This is a genomic window from Kitasatospora sp. NA04385, assembly GCF_013364235.1.
Lineage (GTDB): Bacteria > Actinomycetota > Actinomycetes > Streptomycetales > Streptomycetaceae > Kitasatospora.
This window is the reverse complement of record NZ_CP054919.1, coordinates 2,138,016-2,153,675: the sequence shown is the minus strand read 5'-3', so window position 1 is coordinate 2,153,675 and position 15,660 is coordinate 2,138,016. Positions and strand designations below refer to the sequence as shown.

14 protein-coding genes and 1 riboswitch are annotated in these 15,660 nt (G+C 74.8%); of the genes, 9 read left to right on the top strand and 5 right to left on the bottom strand.

The features are described from left to right. Nucleotides 1–204 precede the first annotated feature (204 nt). Nucleotides 205–361: riboswitch (cyclic di-AMP (ydaO/yuaA leader) on the top strand. 10 nt (nucleotides 362–371) lie between these two features. The 3 genes from HUT16_RS09355 (at nucleotide 372) to HUT16_RS09345 (ending at nucleotide 4,007) form a co-directional block, all read left to right on the top strand. Then, nucleotides 372–1,448 (top strand): C40 family peptidase, encoded by a 1,077-nt coding sequence (locus HUT16_RS09355; protein WP_176187277.1) that lies wholly within the window; start codon nucleotides 372–374, stop codon nucleotides 1,446–1,448. Nucleotides 1,449–1,656: 208 nt separating this feature from the next. Then, complete coding sequence (locus HUT16_RS09350; protein WP_176187275.1) at nucleotides 1,657–2,718, top strand: C40 family peptidase; 1,062 nt, start codon at nucleotides 1,657–1,659, stop codon at nucleotides 2,716–2,718. Nucleotides 2,719–2,912: 194 nt separating this feature from the next. Then, on the top strand, nucleotides 2,913–4,007 hold the full coding sequence (locus tag HUT16_RS09345; protein WP_176187273.1) for a hypothetical protein: 1,095 nt from the start codon (nucleotides 2,913–2,915) through the stop codon (nucleotides 4,005–4,007). A gap of 78 nt (nucleotides 4,008–4,085) precedes the next feature. Here the strand turns inward: HUT16_RS09345 and HUT16_RS09340 are convergent, their stop codons facing one another. Then, the gene (locus HUT16_RS09340) at nucleotides 4,086–4,988 is read right to left on the bottom strand and encodes a carbohydrate kinase family protein (protein WP_176187271.1); all 903 of its coding nucleotides are present in this window, start codon (nucleotides 4,986–4,988) and stop codon (nucleotides 4,086–4,088) included. 82 nt (nucleotides 4,989–5,070) lie between these two features. Further along, nucleotides 5,071–6,429 carry a glycosyltransferase 87 family protein gene (locus HUT16_RS09335; RefSeq protein WP_176187269.1) on the bottom strand — a complete coding sequence of 453 codons (1,359 nt, stop codon included), beginning with the start codon at nucleotides 6,427–6,429 and terminating at the stop codon, nucleotides 5,071–5,073. A gap of 259 nt (nucleotides 6,430–6,688) precedes the next feature. Between HUT16_RS09335 and HUT16_RS09330 the strand changes: the two genes are divergently transcribed. Beyond that, nucleotides 6,689–7,831, top strand: a complete 1,143-nt coding sequence (locus tag HUT16_RS09330; RefSeq protein ID WP_176187267.1) for a glycosyltransferase family 4 protein — start codon at nucleotides 6,689–6,691, stop codon at nucleotides 7,829–7,831. Between the two features lie 50 nt (nucleotides 7,832–7,881). Here HUT16_RS09330 and HUT16_RS09325 read toward each other — a convergent pair whose 3' ends face one another. Further along, nucleotides 7,882–9,678, bottom strand: a complete 1,797-nt coding sequence (locus HUT16_RS09325) for a long-chain fatty acid--CoA ligase (protein WP_176187265.1) — start codon at nucleotides 9,676–9,678, stop codon at nucleotides 7,882–7,884. A 248-nt stretch (nucleotides 9,679–9,926) separates the two neighbouring features. On the opposite strand from HUT16_RS09325, the gene HUT16_RS09320 reads away from it, so the two are divergent. The 5 genes from HUT16_RS09320 (at nucleotide 9,927) to HUT16_RS09300 (ending at nucleotide 14,048) form a co-directional block, all read left to right on the top strand. Beyond that, complete coding sequence (locus HUT16_RS09320) at nucleotides 9,927–10,358, top strand: SRPBCC family protein (protein WP_176187263.1); 432 nt, start codon at nucleotides 9,927–9,929, stop codon at nucleotides 10,356–10,358. Nucleotides 10,359–10,366: 8 nt separating this feature from the next. Beyond that, on the top strand, nucleotides 10,367–11,533 hold the full coding sequence (locus HUT16_RS09315; protein WP_176187261.1) for an ArsA family ATPase: 1,167 nt from the start codon (nucleotides 10,367–10,369) through the stop codon (nucleotides 11,531–11,533). A 73-nt stretch (nucleotides 11,534–11,606) separates the two neighbouring features. Beyond that, nucleotides 11,607–11,963, top strand: a complete 357-nt coding sequence (locus HUT16_RS39700) for a DUF5304 family protein (protein WP_368662677.1) — start codon at nucleotides 11,607–11,609, stop codon at nucleotides 11,961–11,963. Nucleotides 11,964–12,159: 196 nt separating this feature from the next. After that, nucleotides 12,160–13,101 (top strand): ROK family glucokinase, encoded by a 942-nt coding sequence (locus HUT16_RS09305; RefSeq protein WP_176187256.1) that lies wholly within the window; start codon nucleotides 12,160–12,162, stop codon nucleotides 13,099–13,101. A 170-nt stretch (nucleotides 13,102–13,271) separates the two neighbouring features. After that, nucleotides 13,272–14,048, top strand: coding sequence for an endonuclease/exonuclease/phosphatase family protein (locus HUT16_RS09300; RefSeq protein WP_176187254.1), 777 nt, complete (start codon nucleotides 13,272–13,274; stop codon nucleotides 14,046–14,048). 61 nt (nucleotides 14,049–14,109) lie between these two features. Here the strand turns inward: HUT16_RS09300 and HUT16_RS09295 are convergent, their stop codons facing one another. Continuing rightward, nucleotides 14,110–14,736 carry a hypothetical protein gene (locus HUT16_RS09295; protein ID WP_254897726.1) on the bottom strand — a complete coding sequence of 209 codons (627 nt, stop codon included), beginning with the start codon at nucleotides 14,734–14,736 and terminating at the stop codon, nucleotides 14,110–14,112. Nucleotides 14,737–14,746: 10 nt separating this feature from the next. Then, nucleotides 14,747–15,526, bottom strand: a complete 780-nt coding sequence (locus HUT16_RS09290) for a carboxylesterase (protein WP_176187252.1) — start codon at nucleotides 15,524–15,526, stop codon at nucleotides 14,747–14,749. Nucleotides 15,527–15,660: the final 134 nt, after the last annotated feature.

The window sequence follows — 15,660 nt, the reverse complement described above, 5'->3', positions numbered from 1 at the left end:
ACCTTCGGTCATATTTGGCAAGGTATTTGATTCAGAATCAGATTTTTTTCCGACAAGGATTTGAACGGATCACGGATCGGTTACTAGGGTCGTGCCTCGACCACCGCAGTGTCGATCGCCCAAGGGGGGCGGCGGCGGAGGTCGCCGCCGAGTCCGTGAAGCAGCGGGCAGACCGTCACCACCGGGTCTGCCGACGGGGATACCCCTGCGGGGGTGCTGTCGAACGGAGCCGGGGAACCACGTTCCCCCGGGGTGAATCGGCGCCGGGTCGGCCGCGGTGCGCGGGCGGTGAGGCGTCGTAGGGCATGTCTTCCGGCCCGAACCCGTCAGCTCACCCGGTAGGCGGTGTGAGGAAGAAGGAGTCCGCCTTCGTGGCGTCCCATCGCCGTCCCAAGCCCGTCGGCCGTGCCCGGGTCTCGATTCTCACTGCCACCGCCGCCGCTGCCGTGGCGCTGTCCGCCCAGGGCGGGGCGCACGCCGACCCCGCGCCGACCAAGGACCAGGTCAAGCAGCAGGTCGACCAGCTCAACGAAGAGGCCGAGGTCAAGACGGAGGCGCTCAACGCCTCCGTCGAGAAGCAGCAGGAGCTGCAGAAGCAGGTCGGCCAACTGCAGGACCAGCTCGCCCGGCAGCAGGAGCAGGTGACCACCGCCCAGGAGGGCCTGGCCGGCATCGCCGCCGAGCAGTACCGCACCGGGAGCATGCCGCAGACCATGCAGCTGATGCTCTCCAGCAGCCCGGACGCCTTCCTCGGCAAGGCCGGCACCATGAACGCGGTCGGCTCCACCCAGGCCGACCTGCTCAAGACCTTCAAGGGCGAGCAGGCCAAGCTGGACGCCCAGCGCAAGGAGGCGGAGGCCAAGCTCGCCGAGCTGGACGCCACCACCAAGTCCCTCCAGGCGGACAAGGAGGAGGTCCGGGGCAAGCTGGCCAAGGCCCAGGACCTGCTCAACACGCTGACCCAGCAGGAGCGCGAGCAGCTCGCCGCGGCCGAGGCCAAGGCCGCCGAGGACGCCAAGGCGAAGGCCGACGCCGCCGCCCCGGAGCGGGCCTCCCGGGACACCTCCCGGCAGGAGCTGAACGCCCCGGCGTCCTCCAGCTTCTCGGGCAACGCGGTCGGCGCGGCCGTCTCCAAGCTGGGCAGCTGGTACTCGTACGGCGCGGCCGGCCCGAGCACCTTCGACTGCTCCGGCCTGATGCAGTGGGCCTACAAGCAGGCCGGGGTGTCCATCCCGCGCACCTCGCAGGCGCAGGCCTCGGCCGGCACCAGCCTGGGCACCAACATCGCCAACGCCCGGCCCGGCGACCTGATCATCTACTACGGCGACCAGCACCACGTCGGCATGTACGTCGGCAACGGGCAGATCATCCACGCCCCGCACACCGGCGCGCAGGTCCGCTACGAGTCGGCGACCGTCATGCCGATCAACAAGATCGTCCGGATCTGACGGCCCCCCGCGACCCGCGGCCCGGTACCCCGCACGGGGTGCCGGGCCGTTCTCGTGCTGGTGTCCGATTCGCGGTCAAATATTCGTGACTGTCGGGGTTTGGACTGGATCGATCCGACTCGCTAACCTCTGCCCCCGGGCCCCCGCGAGGACGGCCGTCCGACGGCGGGCGGCGGCGGAGGCCGGCCGCAGATCGGAGCCGTCGCGCGTGTCCGTGCACCGTCGCACCCCACTGCCCGGCGTCCAGCGCCTCGCCCGCGCCCTGGCGCTCACCGCCGCCGCCACCGGCGCGCTCGGGCTCACCGTGAGCGGGGCCGCCGCCGCGCCGCTCAGCCCGGCCGATCCGGTGGGCCGCAGCGAGGTCAAGGCCCGGGTCGACCAGCTCTACGAGGAGGCCGAGCAGGCCTCGGAGAAGTACAACGCGGCCCAGGAGCAGCAGAAGCGGCTGCAGACCGAGGCCGCCGGCCTGCAGGACCAGGTCGCCGCCGGGCAGGAGGAGCTCAACCGGATGCGCGGCGACCTGGCCGCCGTCGCCGCCGCCCAGTACCGCTCGCAGGGCATGGACCCCGCGGTCCGCCTGATGCTCGACCAGGACCCGGCCGGCTACCTCACCGGCGCCCGCTCGCTGGAACAGGCCACCGCCCGGCAGGCCGACAGCCTGCGCGAGCTGGCCGAGCGGCAGCGCCGGCTGGACGAGCGGCGGCACGAGGCCGGTGCCAAGCTCGCCGAACTGGAGCAGGCCCGGCAACTGCTGGCCGCCGCCAAGGACGACGTCCGCGACCGGCTGGCCAAGGCCCAGCGGCTGCTGAACGGCCTCGCCCCCGCCGAGCGGGCCAGGATGGCCGCCGACGACGCCCGGGAGGCCCGGCAGCGCGCCACCCGGGGCACCGACCGGCTCGACCTCGGCGACCAGCCGCCCTCCTCCGACCGGGCCGCCGCCGCGCTGGCCGCCGCGATCTCCAAGATCGGTTCCCCCTACGTCTACGGATCGACCGGGCCGGGCACCTTCGACTGCTCCGGTCTGATGTACTGGTCGTGGCGGCAGGCCGGAGTGACCCTGCCGCGGACCTCGCAGGCACAGGCCTCGGCCGGCCGGCGGGTGAGCCTCGCCGACGCCCGGCCCGGAGACCTGGTGATCTTCTACAACGACAGGCACCACGTCGGCATGTACGCCGGCGGGGGCGTCGTCGTGCACGCGCCCTACCCGGGCGCCCGGGTCCGCTACGAGAGCGTGAGCGCGATGCCGGTCAACACGGTGGTGCGGGTCTGAGCCTCGTCGACGAACCCCTGGTCACCGACCTGCCGCCGGACGCCGGGCCGCCGCGGGCCGGCGCCCCGCTGTCCCGGCGCGCCGCCCTGCTGCTGGCCGCCGCCGGGGCCGCCCAGCTGTCGCTGCCCCGGGCGCTGCCCGCCCCGGCNCGCCCGGCCGCGCCCCGGCCGGACGGGGACCGGCCGCCCGCCGGGGTGCGGGAGGTCGTCGTCCGGCTGCTGTCGCTGCGCGGCCGGGCGGTCGCCGACCGGGACACCGCGGCGCTGCTGGCGCTCGGCGCGGCGGGCGCCGAGGAGGCCGACCGGGACCTGCTGACCCGCACCGCCGCCCTGCGCTTCACCGAGTACGCGCTGCGGCTGACCTCGTTCGCCGAGCCGCCGCCGGGAGCGGACCGGTTCACCGTCGGCGCCGAGCTCGGCTACCGGCTGGGCGGCGTGGACGACTACCCGGCGCTGCTGGAGCGGCAGGTCGAGCTGGTGCGGGAGGCGGACGGCTGGCGGGTGGCCCGGGAGACGCCGACCGGCGCGGCCGCGCCCTGGGACCTGGGCACCGTCCGGGCGGTGGAGGGCCGGCGCAGCCTGGTGCTGGGCCTGGGCGAGGGCGCCGAGCTGACCGCCCTGGCCGGGCTCGCGGACCGGGCGGTGCCCGCGGTGGAGGCGGTCTGGGGCCCGTCCGGGGCCCGGCTGCTGCTCGAACTGCCGCTCACCGAGCAGCAGTTCGCCCGCCGGATGGACGTCTCCGCGGACGCCTACCAGGGCATAGCCGCGGTCACCCTGGCGGTCGGCGGCGCCCCCCTGCACACCCCCGCCGACCGGATCGTGGTCAACCCCGAGGCCTACCGGCAGCTCAGCGACCTCGGCCGCCGGGTGGTGGTCACCCACGAGGCCACCCACGTCGCCACCCGGGCCGACACCAAGGCCTGGACGCCGCTGTGGCTCTCCGAGGGCGTCGCCGACTACACCGGCTATCTGGACTCCGGGCGCACCGCCCGGCAGATCGCCCCGGAGCTGGCCAAGGACGTCCGGGCCGGCCGGGTGCCGACCGCGCTGCCCGCCGACGCGGCGTTCACGGCCGGGTCGGCGGGCATCGCCCAGGCCTACGAGCTGGCCTGGCTGGCCTGCGAGCTGATCGCCCGCACCTTCGGGCAGGACCGGCTGGTGGCGCTCTACCGCACCGTCGGGGCCTTCGGCGAGGGCGGCCTGGAGCGCGCGATGAAGGCCCAACTGGGGATCGGCGTCGCGGAGTTCACCAAGTCCTGGACGGCCGAGGTGGCCCGGCTCCGGGAGTGATCCGGCGCCCCGGCGCGGCCCGCGCGCTGAGCCGGCCCGCACACTCGACCGGCCCGCACGCTCGACCGGCCCGCGCCCTCAGCCGGCCAGCGCCCGCTCCAGGCCGGCCGCGTCCAGGAACGCGGTGTGGGTGCCCGCGACGGTGCAGGTGTACGCCCCGGCCGCCGCGCCGGCCCGCATGCACTCCTCCACCGGGCGGCCCGCCAGCCGGTGGTGCAGGAAGCCGGAGACGAAGGCGTCGCCCGCGCCGTTGCTGTCCACCACCGGCGCGCCCGGGTCGACCGCCGGGAAGTGCCGGGGCGCGGCGTCCGCGCGGGTCAGCAGGAAGGCGCCGGCCGCGCCCGCGGTGGCCACCACCAGCTCGGCCCGGCCGCGCTCCAGCACCGCGCGCATCGCCGCCTCCGGGCGGCCGTCCAGCCCCGCGGCGGAGAGGAACACCACGTCCGAGCGCAGGGCGTAGTGCAGGTGGTGCCCGTCGGCGCCGTCCCAGGCGTGCAGGTCGGTGGAGCTGCTGCGGCCCAGGCGCTCGATGTCCGGGTACATGTCCCGGTTGACGTTCGTGATCGACAGGTGGACGTGCGCCGAGCGCTCCAGCAGCGGCAGCCAGAACGCGCGCGGCAGCCGGGCGTCCGCCGGGTGCCGGGCGTCGTAGAAGGAGAACCGCAGGCCGTCCCGGTCGACCAGGTTGACGCTGCGCGGGGTGCCGGCCGGGGCGGGCAGGTGGCTGAAGTCCAGGCCGCGGCGGGCGTACTCGGCCAGCACCAGGGCGCCCTGCGGGTCGTCGCCGAGGAAGTCGGCGAACTTGGTGCGCAGACCGAGCGCCAGGCAGGCCAGGGCGACGCCGTTGCCGGTGTGCGCGGGGTAGTCCAGCACCGCGGGGACGCCCACCGAGTCCCGGCCCGGCGGGACCTCCAGCCGGTCCACCCGCACGATGGTGTCCACGCCGACGCCGCCGACGATGAGGATGTCGTAGTCGATCATCCGGCGATGGTGGCAGCACGCCGCCCGGTCCTGCAAGGAGTTTCAGAAACTTGCAGAACCGGGCGGCGGGAGGTCGGCGGCGTCAGCCCCGGTCGGCCGGGGTCAGGTCGTCCAGCAGGTCCTGCTCGTAGGCGATGCCCGGGCGCACCGGGTACTGCGGGGCCACCTGCTCGGCCGGCAGCACCACCGTGGTCAGCGCCTCCCGGCGCCGGGTGGAGCGCCACAGCCGGTACGCCGAGAGCACCGTGCACACCACCAGCAGCAGGTTGCGGGCGGTCAGCACCAGCACCCCGCCCAGCTCGCTGTGGTTCACCGCGCCGAACATCACCGGGAACTCCACCGTGGTCAGCACCGACGCCGCCAGCACCGGCAGCGCCACCGGCCGCTGGCTGCTGCCGCGCACCGTCAGGCAGACCGCGACCAGGCCGACCACCCAGATCATGTACTGCGGGGAGATCACCCGGCTGGTCGTGACGAAGATCAGCAGCGCGCACAGCGCCGCGTCGAAGGTGGTCGCCGACGTCCAGCGGGCCGCCCGCAGCCGCCACACCAGCAGCCAGCCGAAGCCCGCCACCGACAGCCCGACCATCACCTTGGAGATCACCGGCACCCACGGCCCCAGGAACTCCGTCGAGCCGTAGTTCATCGTCACGGTGCCCTGCCAGGACCCGGCCAGCCGGGCGAAGTGCAGCGGCAGCGCGCCCACCGACTCGATCTCGATGCCGCGCTCCGACTGGAACTTCAGGAACTCGAACGCCCCGTTCATGCCCGCCGTCAGCAGGAAGCCCAGCGCGGCCGCGAACGCCAGCGCCGAGGTCCACACCCGCCTGGTCCGCCGCCCGCGCGGCGAGCCGATCAGCGCCAGCAGCGGCCACACCTTCAGCAGCCCGCCCAGGCCCAGCAGCACCCCGCTCAGCGCCGGGCGCCGCAGCATCACCAGCAGGCCCGCGACGGCCAGCGCCGTCACGATGATGTCGTAGCGGCAGTACGCGGTCGGCCCGAGCAGCGGCACGCCCACCACCCAGTACCAGCCGCCCAGGTAGCTGCGGCCCCGGCGGACCCCGGCCCGCATCAGCAGCGCCATCGCGGCCGCGTCCACCACGCCGCAGATCACGAAGAACGACACCAGGTACGACCAGGGCAGCAGCCCCGGCGCCAGGATCACCAGCGCCGCGCCCGGCGGGTACTGCCAGGTCACGTCGTCCAGCGGGAAGGTGCCGGTGCGCAGCACCTCGTACCAGCTGTGGTAGATCACCGAGATGTCGGAGCTGACGTCGCCGATCCGCACCACGTTGACGACCATCAGGACGATCAGCGTCCGGGTCGCGACCCAGCCGGCCGCCAGCGCCCACAGCGGACGGCGGCTCGGCGCGGCACCGGCGGGGGACGCCGGAGCCACCGGCTCCGCGCCGCCGGCCTCCTCGGCCTGGGCTGACTCCACTGCGCTCCTTCAGGTCGTCGCGTGCGCGTCGGGACACCGGGCGCGTCGGGGTCCCACCGGTATGAAGGACCGACGCCCCGCCCGAAAGGTTGCGACGGCGGTCCCAACCTTCACCGAACCGTGTCCGAGCCCTCCTTGCGGGGCCCGGGCCGGACCCCGCCGCGCTGCGGGGCCGTGTTCCCGGTGGACGGACACGGTGACCTATCGTACGGACCGTGCACAGGTAGTCCGAGCACCCCCCGACCGAGCGAGCCGAGGCATGCACAAGACACTCATCGTCACGAACGACTTCCCGCCCCGGCCGGGCGGCATCCAGACGTTCGTCCACAGCATGGCCGTCCGGCAGCCCGCCGGCTCGGTCGTGGTGTACGCCTCCACGTGGAGGGACGGCCGCGAGGTCGCCGAGTTCGACGCCCGCCAGCCCTTCCCGGTCGTCCGCGACCGCACCCGGATGATGCTCCCCACCCCGCGGGTCACCCGCCGGGCCGCCGAGATCCTGCGCGCCGAGGGCTGCACCTCGGTCTGGTTCGGCGCCGCCGCCCCGCTCGGACTGGCGGCCCCCGCGCTGCGCCGGGCCGGCGCCGAGCGGCTGCTCGGCATGACCCACGGGCACGAGGCGGCCTGGGCCGGGCTGCCGGTCTCCGCCCAACTGCTGCGCCGGATCGGGGCCGGCACCGACGTGCTGACCTACCTCGGCGAGTACACCCGCGCGCGGATCGCCCGGGCGGTCGGGCCGGCCGCCGCCCGGCGGATGGTCCAACTGCCGCCCGGCGTCGACGAGTCGACCTTCCGGCCGGACTCCGGCGGCGACGCGGTGCGGGCCCGGCTCGGGCTCAGCGGGCGGCCGGTGGTGGTGTGCGTCTCCCGGCTGGTGCCGCGCAAGGGGCAGGACACCCTGATCCGGGCGCTGCCGCAGGTGCTGGCGGTCCAGCCCGATGCGGTGCTGCTGATCGTCGGCGGCGGGCCGTACCGGGCCGACCTGGAGAAGCTGGTCGACGCGGTGGGCGTGCGCTCCTCGGTGGTCTTCACCGGCGCGGTGCCCTGGGAGGAGCTCCCGGCCCACTACGGGGCCGGCGACGTCTTCGCGATGCCCTGCCGCACCCGCCGCGGCGGCCTGGACGTCGAGGGCCTGGGCATCGTCTACCTGGAGGCCTCCGCGACCGGCCTCCCGGTCGTCGCCGGGGACTCCGGCGGGGCGCCGGACGCGGTCCGCGAGGGCGAGACCGGATACGTGGTGCCGGGCCGGGGCGGGGAGTCGCTGCTCGCCCAGCGGCTGGTGCGGCTGCTCGGCGACGGGGACCTGCGCCGCGAGATGGGCGAGGCCGGGCGGAAGTGGGTGCACGGGGCCTGGCGCTGGGACATGCTCGCGGAGCGGCTCACGGGGTTGCTGCAGGAGCGCTGACGCACCCCCGCCGCAGCCCCGCGGGCCGGTCCTACCGGGTGTACTCGGTCCTACCGGGTGTAGAGGCCCTCGATCTCGGCGGCGAAGTCCTTGAGGACGACGTTGCGCTTGAGCTTGAGGGAGGGCGTCAGGTGGCCGCCGGCCTCGGTGAAGGTGGTGGTGAGGAGGCGGAACTTCTTGACGGCCTCGGCGTGCGAGACGGCCTGGTTGCCGTCGTCCACCGCGGCCTGGACGGCCGCGAGCAGGTCCGGGTCCTCGCGCAGCTGCTCGACGGTGGCGTCGGCGGGCTTGCCGTTGAGCGCCTTCCAGCGCGGGAAGAACTCGTCGTCGACGGTGACCAGGCAGGCGATGAAGGGCTTGCGGTCGCCGACCACCATGACCTCGCCGACGATCGCGTGGGCCCGGATGCGGTCCTCGATCACGGCGGGGGCGACGTTCTTGCCGCCGGCGGTGACGATGATCTCCTTCTTGCGGCCGGTGATGGTCAGGTAGCCCTCGTCGTCGAGGGTGCCCAGGTCCCCGGTGGCGAACCAGCCGTCGCGCAGGGCGTCGGCGGTGGCGGCGGGGTTGTTCCAGTAGCCGGTGAACACCTGCGGGCCCTTGAGCAGGACCTCGCCGTCCGCGGCGATCCGGATCGCCGAGCCGGGCAGCGGCTGGCCGACGGTGCCGATCTTGGGCTTGTCGTGGGGGTTGAAGGCGGTCGCGGCGCAGGACTCGGTGAGGCCGTAGCCCTCCAGGACGACGAACCCGATGCCCCGGTAGAAGTGGCCGAGCCGCTCGCCGAGCGGGGCGCCGCCGGAGATGGCGTAGCGGCAGCGGCCGCCGAGCGCGGCCCGCAGCTTGCCGTAGACCAGCCGGTCGAAGACCGCGTGCCGGATCCGCAGGCCGAGCGAGGGGCGGCCGGCGTCCAGGGCGCGGCTGTAGGCGACGGCGGTGTCGGCGGCGCGGTCGAAGATGCCGCCCTTGCCGTCGGCCTGGGCCTTGGCGCGGGCGGTGTTGTAGACCTTCTCGAACACCCGGGGGACGCCGAGGATCAGGGTCGGCTTGAACGAGCCGAGCTCCTCGGTGACGTTCTTGATGTCGGAGACGTGGCCGAGCCTGACCGGGGCGATGGCGGCGGCGATCTCGGCGATCCGGCCGAGCACGTGGGCCAGCGGCAGGAACAGCAGGACGGAGGACTCGCCGGTGCGGAACAGCTCGGGCATCCGGGCGGTGACGTTGCCCAGTTCGGCGAGGAAGTTGCCGTGGGTGAGCTGACAGCCCTTGGGGCGGCCGGTGGTGCCGGAGGTGTAGACGATGGTGGCGATCGAGTCCGGCCCGGCCAGGGTGCGGCGCTCGGCGATCGTCGCGTCGTCGACGCCCGCGCCGGCCCGGGTGAGGGCGGCGATGCCGTCCCGCTCGATCTGCCAGGCGTGCTTCAGCTCCGGCAGCCCGTCGCGGACCTCCTCGACCACGGCGGCGTGGGCGTCGGTCTCGGTGACGACGGCGAGCGCGCCGGAGTCGCCGAGGATCCACCGCACCTGCTCGGCGGAGGAGGTCTCGTACACCGGGACGGTGATCGCGCCGGCGGTCCAGATCGCGAAGTCGAGCAGCGTCCACTCGTAGCGGGTGCGGGACATCACGGCGACCCGGTCGCCGGGGCCGATGCCGGAGGCGGCCAGGCCCTTGGCGACGGCGTGCACCTCGGCGAGGAACTGGGCGGCGGTGAGGTCCTGCCACTGCCCGGCGGACTTGCGGCTGAGCACAGCGACGCCCGGGTGCCGCTCCGCGTTCTGGTGGACCAGGTCGGCGAGGTTGCCGTCGCTCGGTACCTGGTAGCGGGCCGGAAGGCTGAACTCGTCGAGCAAGACTGCTCCTCGTCTGCGACGCTGCGGGACGACTGGACGTTACTGCCGGGTAGGCGCGTTCGGCCAGGGGGGTCGGCCCCGGTGTTCCGATCGTCACACCGCAGGTCGGAAGTGCGGGGGGACCGGATCGAACCCTACGGCAGTGCGGAGGTGACCCGCCGGTAGGTGCCCGCGCGGGAAGCGTGCGGCCCCGCCCGCGATAGCCTCTGCTGGGCGCACAGCAGCACAGGGAGATCGCGGAGGCCGCAATGGCGGAGCACACCAGGTCGAGCATTGTCATCGACGCCACCCCGGCCGAGGTCATGGCGGTGATCGCCGACTTCGCCGCCTACCCGCAGTGGACCGGCGAGGTCAAGGAGATCGACGTCCTGGAGTCCGGCCCCGACGGCCGCGCCGCCAAGGTGCGGCTGCTGCTGGACGCCGGCGCCATCCGCGACGAGCACACCCTCGCCTACACCTGGGACGGCGACCGCGAGGTCAGCTGGACCCTGGTCAGCAGCCAGATGCTGCGCGCCCTGGACGGCTCGTACGCGCTCGCCCCCGCCGGCAAGGGCACCGAGGTCACCTACCAGCTTGCCGTGGACGTCAAGATCCCGATGCTCGGCATGATCAAGCGCAAGGCCGAGAAGGTCATCATCGACCGGGCGCTGGCCGGACTGAAGAAGCGCGTGGAGGGCTGACCGGGCCCGTGGCCACCCGCACCGTACTGGTCAGCGGCCCGGAATCCGGCCGGATCGCCGCCGCCACCGCCCTGCACCACGCCCGCCGGGGCAGCGACACCCTGCTGCTGGCCGCCGACGACCCGCACCGCGCCGTCGACGACCTGCTCGGCGTCCGGCTCGGCCCCGAACCCGTCGACCTGGAAGCGCACCTGGCCGCCGTCCGGCTCGACGAGCAGGCCGCCTTCCGGGCCGCCCTCGACGGCTACCGCGACCGGCTCGCCCCCGCCCTCGACCTGATCGGCGCCCAGCCGCTCGACCCCGAGGAGCTCGCCCCGCTGCCCGGCACCCGCGCCCTCGCCCTGCTGCGCGCGCTGCCCCGGGCCAAGGCCGAGGTGCTGGTGGTCGCCGCCCCGCCGCCCGCCGAACTGATCGGCACCCTCGCGCTGCCCGCCCAACTGGAGCGCTACCTCGCCCGGCTGCTGCCCGAGCAGCGCCAGGCCGCCCGCGCGCTGCGCCCGCTGCTGGCGGGCCTGGCCGGCGTCCCGATGCCCACCGACCGGCTGTTCGAGGCCCGGGCCGCCGCCTCCGCCGCGCTCGCCGAGGCCGCCGCCGCGATCGCCGCCCCCGGCACCACCGTCCGCCTGGTGCTGGACGCCGCCCGCCCCGCGCCCCGCGCGCTGGCCCGGATCCGGGCCGGACTCGCCCTGCACGGGCTCCCCCTGGACGCGGTGGTCGCGCACGGCGCGCTGCCCGCCGCCGCGGCCGGCTCCGCCGACCCCTGGCTGGCCGCGACGGCCGCCCGGCAGGACGAGCAACTCGACGCCGTCGCCGAACAGTTGGGCGACGTCCCGGTGCTGGTCGCCCGGCAGCCCGACGGCGGCCTGGAGGCGCTGGCCGAACGGCTCTACGCCGCCGGGGCCCCGCACCCGCCCGCGCCCGCCGACCCCCGGGTCGAGGACCTGCTCGCCGCCGAGAACCGGCTGGTCTGGCACCTGCCGCTGCCCGGCGCCGACCGGGGCGAACTGGAACTGCTGCGCCGCGGCGACGAGTTGGTGGTCGGCGTCGGAGGTTACCGGCGAGTCCTGGCACTCCCGTCCGGTCTGCGCCGTTGCACGGTCAGCGGGGCCGGACTGGCGGACGGGGTGCTGTCGGTGCGGTTCGCGCCCGACCCCGCGCTCTGGCCGCGCGGGTAGCCGGGGCGCACGGCAGCAGGGGCGCACGGGCAGCCGGCACGGCCGGACGGACGGACGGATGAGGAGTGGCGCGGTGAGCACCGAGCAGCAGCAGGAACAGCGGCGGGAACGGCAGCAGGGGCAGCAGCAGGACGGGGAGCAGGGGTCCGGGCAGGGCGCCGAACGGCCGGACGGGGCGGGGGAGTTCGCGCCGCTGGTCGAGGAGGTGCGCCGGTTCGCCACCGCGCTGGGCGCCAAGGCCGTGGAGGTCGGCGGCCGGCTGCGCGAGTCCAACCCCGAGGTGTACGGCCACCTCGCCGCCGCCGGCGGCGAACTGCTGGCCGCCTACCGGGCCGCCGTCGCCGGGCACGAGCGGAACTGGTCCGCGCCCCAACACGCCGAGACCGAGCGGGTGGACCTGGACGGACCTGCCGAGGCGTCCGACAAGTAATCAATCCGGCCGAACGGCGCGGTCGCGCTGCGCTTCCGGCCAACTACTCACCGGTACCGTTGGTATGACTTCTGAAGGCACCATGACCAATGGGTCTGGAATTGCCTTCGAATAATGTACGCCAGGCTGTATACGTGGGTGCCCCTCAGCGGGTACGGTTCCGCTGAGCGGGAACGAGTGAATAGCTGAGGGACACATGGCTCTGACCATCGGCGTGGACGTCGGCGGTACCAAGATCGCAGCAGGCGTGGTCGACGAGTCCGGCGAGATTCTGGCCAAGACCCGGGTGCCGACCCCGGCCGACCCCCAGTGGGCGGTCGACGCCATCGCCCAGGGCGTACGGGAGTTGAAGGAGCAGTACCCCGACGTCACCGCGGTCGGCGTCGGCGCGCCCGGGTTCGTCAGCCGGGACCGCTCCACCGTCCTGATGGCGCCCAACATCGCCTGGGAGAACGAGCCCCTCAAGCAGCGGGTCGAGGAACTCACCGGCCTGGAGACCGTCGTCGAGAACGACGCCAACTGCGCCGCCTGGGCCGAGTTCCGGTTCGGCGCCGCCGCCGCGTACGAGGACATGGTCCTGATCACCGTCGGCACCGGCCTCGGCGGCGGCATCGTCCTCGACGGCCGGCTGCACCGCGGCCGGTTCGGCGTGGCCGGCGAGATCGGCCACCTGAACATGGTCCCCGACGGCCTGGAGTGCGGCTGCGGCGGCCACGGCTGCTGGGAGCAGTACGGCTCCGGCCGCGCGCTGCGCCGCTACGGCCGCGAGCGCGCCGCCGCCGACCCGATCGCCGGCAAGCGGATGCTCGAACTCAACGACGGCGTCGCCGAGACGATCCGCGGCATCCACATCACCGAGGCCGCCGAGGAGGGCGACGCGCTGGCGCTGTCCTGCTACGCGGAACTCGCCGACTGGCTCGGCCGCGGCATGGCCGACCTCGCCGCCCTGTTCGACCCGGGCGTCTTCGTCCTCGGCGGCGGCGTCTCCGACTCCGGCCACCTGCTGCTCGACCCGGTCACGGCGAGCTTCCAGCAGTACCTGACCGGCGGCCCGGCCCGGCCCCGCGCCAACGTGGTGCTGGCGTCGATGGGTTCGGCCGCGGGCATCGCGGGCGCGGCCGACCTGGCCCGCATCTAGCCCCCGGCACCGGAACGCGCGGCAGGGCCGCGGCGGGAGGGCGGACCACCGCCCCCGCCGCGGCCCTGCGGCGTCCGCCGCCGGGCCGCGGTGCCGGGTGCACGCTTCGCGCCCGGTGTCCGCACGTTTCCGCAACCATCCACCCGGCGCCGCCTGTTACTGTCGGTCAGGTGACGGACACTGAGGTTGCGCCGGCGTCGTCCGGGGCGGAGCCGGACGGCGCACGGCGGGTGCGGGTGCTGAGCTACAACGTGCGGTCGCTGCGGGACGACCGGGCCGCGGTGGCCCGGGTGATCCGGGCCTGCGAGCCGGACGTGGTCTGCGTGCAGGAGTCGCCCCGGTACTGGAAGACCGAGAAGGCGGCGGCCTGGCTGGCGCACCGGACGGGCCTGGTGATCCTGGCCGGGGGCGGGCGGGTGGCGGCGGGGCCGCTGCTGCTGGGCAACCTGCGGGTGGACCTGCTGGAGCTGCGGGACGTGCTGCTGCCGAAGACCCGCGGGCTGCACGCGCGCGGGTTCGCGAGCGCCCTGCTGCGGATCGGCGGGAGCCGGCCGTTCTCGGTGACCAGCTGCCACCTGAGCCTCGAACCGGCCGAGCGGCTGAGGCAGTTCGACCTGCTGCGGGGCCAACTGCGGCCGGGGGAGCTGGGCGTGATCGCCGGAGACTTCAACGAGCCGCCCGAGGGCCCGGGTTGGCGCGCGCTCGCGGCCGAGCTGACCGACGCGCACGCCAAGGCGCCCTGGGGCGGGACGTACACCTCGGTGCCGAAGCAGCCCTACCAGCGGATCGACGGGGTGTTCGTCACGCCGGACGTCGAGGTGCTGGGCTGCGGCGTGCCCTACCCGCTGCCGGGCGTCAGCGAGGCGGACCTGCACGCCGCCACCGACCACCTGCCGGTGCTGGCGACGCTGCGGATCCCCGCGCCGGAGCGCACCGCGGCGGAGTGAACCGAGCCCGGCCGGGCCGGGGGCGGGGCGGACGGCCGACCCCCGGCCGGGGCCCGGTCGTTCAGACGACGGCGCCGCCGTTCGGGTCCTCCGGCTCGTCCTCGTCGCGGTCCTTCATCCGGGCGACCAGGGTGCCGAAGCCGCCGAGGAAGGACAGCAGCCCGACCCAGGCCGGCCAGCCGGAGACCTCGTGCCAGACCACGGCGTCGAACAGCAGCAGCGCGGGACCGCCCAGCACGGCCAGCCAGGCGAACTTGGCGGTGGTGTCGGCGGCGGGCAGCGGCGGGGGCTCCGGCGGCACGAAGTGGCCCTCGTCCGGGTCCTCGGCGGGAGCGTAGTCGCGCGGCCCGTCGCCCGGACGGGGGACCGGACGCGGGGTGAAGTCGCCCAGGCCGCCGTTGGTCGTGGTGGGCGCGGTCGGGCGGGGGTGCTGCTCCCGCTCGGTGCGCGCCCGCAGGTTCTCCACCTCGGGCCAGGCCGGATCGGTGAGGTCGACGGGGTCGTCGAACTGGGCGACCAGCGCGGCGAAGATCGCGTCCTGCTCGGCCTGGCTGCCCGCGGCGGGACGGCGCGGCGCGGCCGCGGGCGCGGAGTCGGCCCCGGCGGTCTCGGCGGCCGCCGGCCCGGGCGCCCCGGCGTCCTCGCGGGGCAGGTCCTCGTCGTCGTTCGCCTTGCTGGTCTCGTTCACATTCGGCCTTTCAGCCCGAGTTGTTCCCGGCGTCGACCGCCGCTGCCGGGGCCAGCCGCCGGACGAAGTCGAGGCTCGCCCCGAAGACCAGACCGGCGTCGTGGTCCAGCGTGGCCACGTGGAAGCTGCGCTCCAGCGGCAGCTCCGTCACATCGGTCGAGGATATCCGGGCGAGCACCATGGCCGAGTTGCGCGGCGAGACCACGTGGTCCTGCGGACTGTGCATCAGCAGAACCGGCTGGGTGACCGCCGGCATTCCCGCCTGGACGTCCCTCCACAGCCGGGCCAGCGACCAGGCGGCGTGCAGCGGGACGCGGTCGTAGCCGACCTCGCCGGCGCCGGGCAGGGCGATGTCGCCCGCCACGCCGGGGAGGGACGGGAGCAGGTGGCGCACCAGTGGGAGAAACACCGTCGCGGGGTTGTCGGAACGCACCGACGGGTTGACGAGCACCAGTCCGCGGACGCGGCCGCCGTGCCGCGCGGCGAGCCGCAGGGCCAGCGAGCCGCCCATCGAGAGCGCGCAGACGAAGACCTGCTCGCACTCGGCGGCGAGCTCCTCGAAGGCGGTCTCGACGGTGGCGTACCAGTCCTCCCAGCGGGTGGGCTGGAGGTCCTGCCAGCGGGTGCCGTGGCCGGGCAGCAGCGGGACGGAGACGGCCAGGCCGGCCTCGGCGAGGTGTTCGGCCCACGGGCGCATGGACTGGGGCGAACCGGTGAAACCGTGAATCAGCAGCACACCGACCGGACCGCCCGCTCGGCGGTACGGCTCGGCTCCCGGCAGCAGCGGCATGCGGCACTCCTGGAGGTGCGGGCAGGGTGAGGGTGGCTCGATGGTCCCACGGGCGGGATGCCCCGTACAGGGGCCCGGTGCGCGGACGGACGGTTCGCCGGTGCACCGGGCGGCAGACGGGGGCATTAGGATCG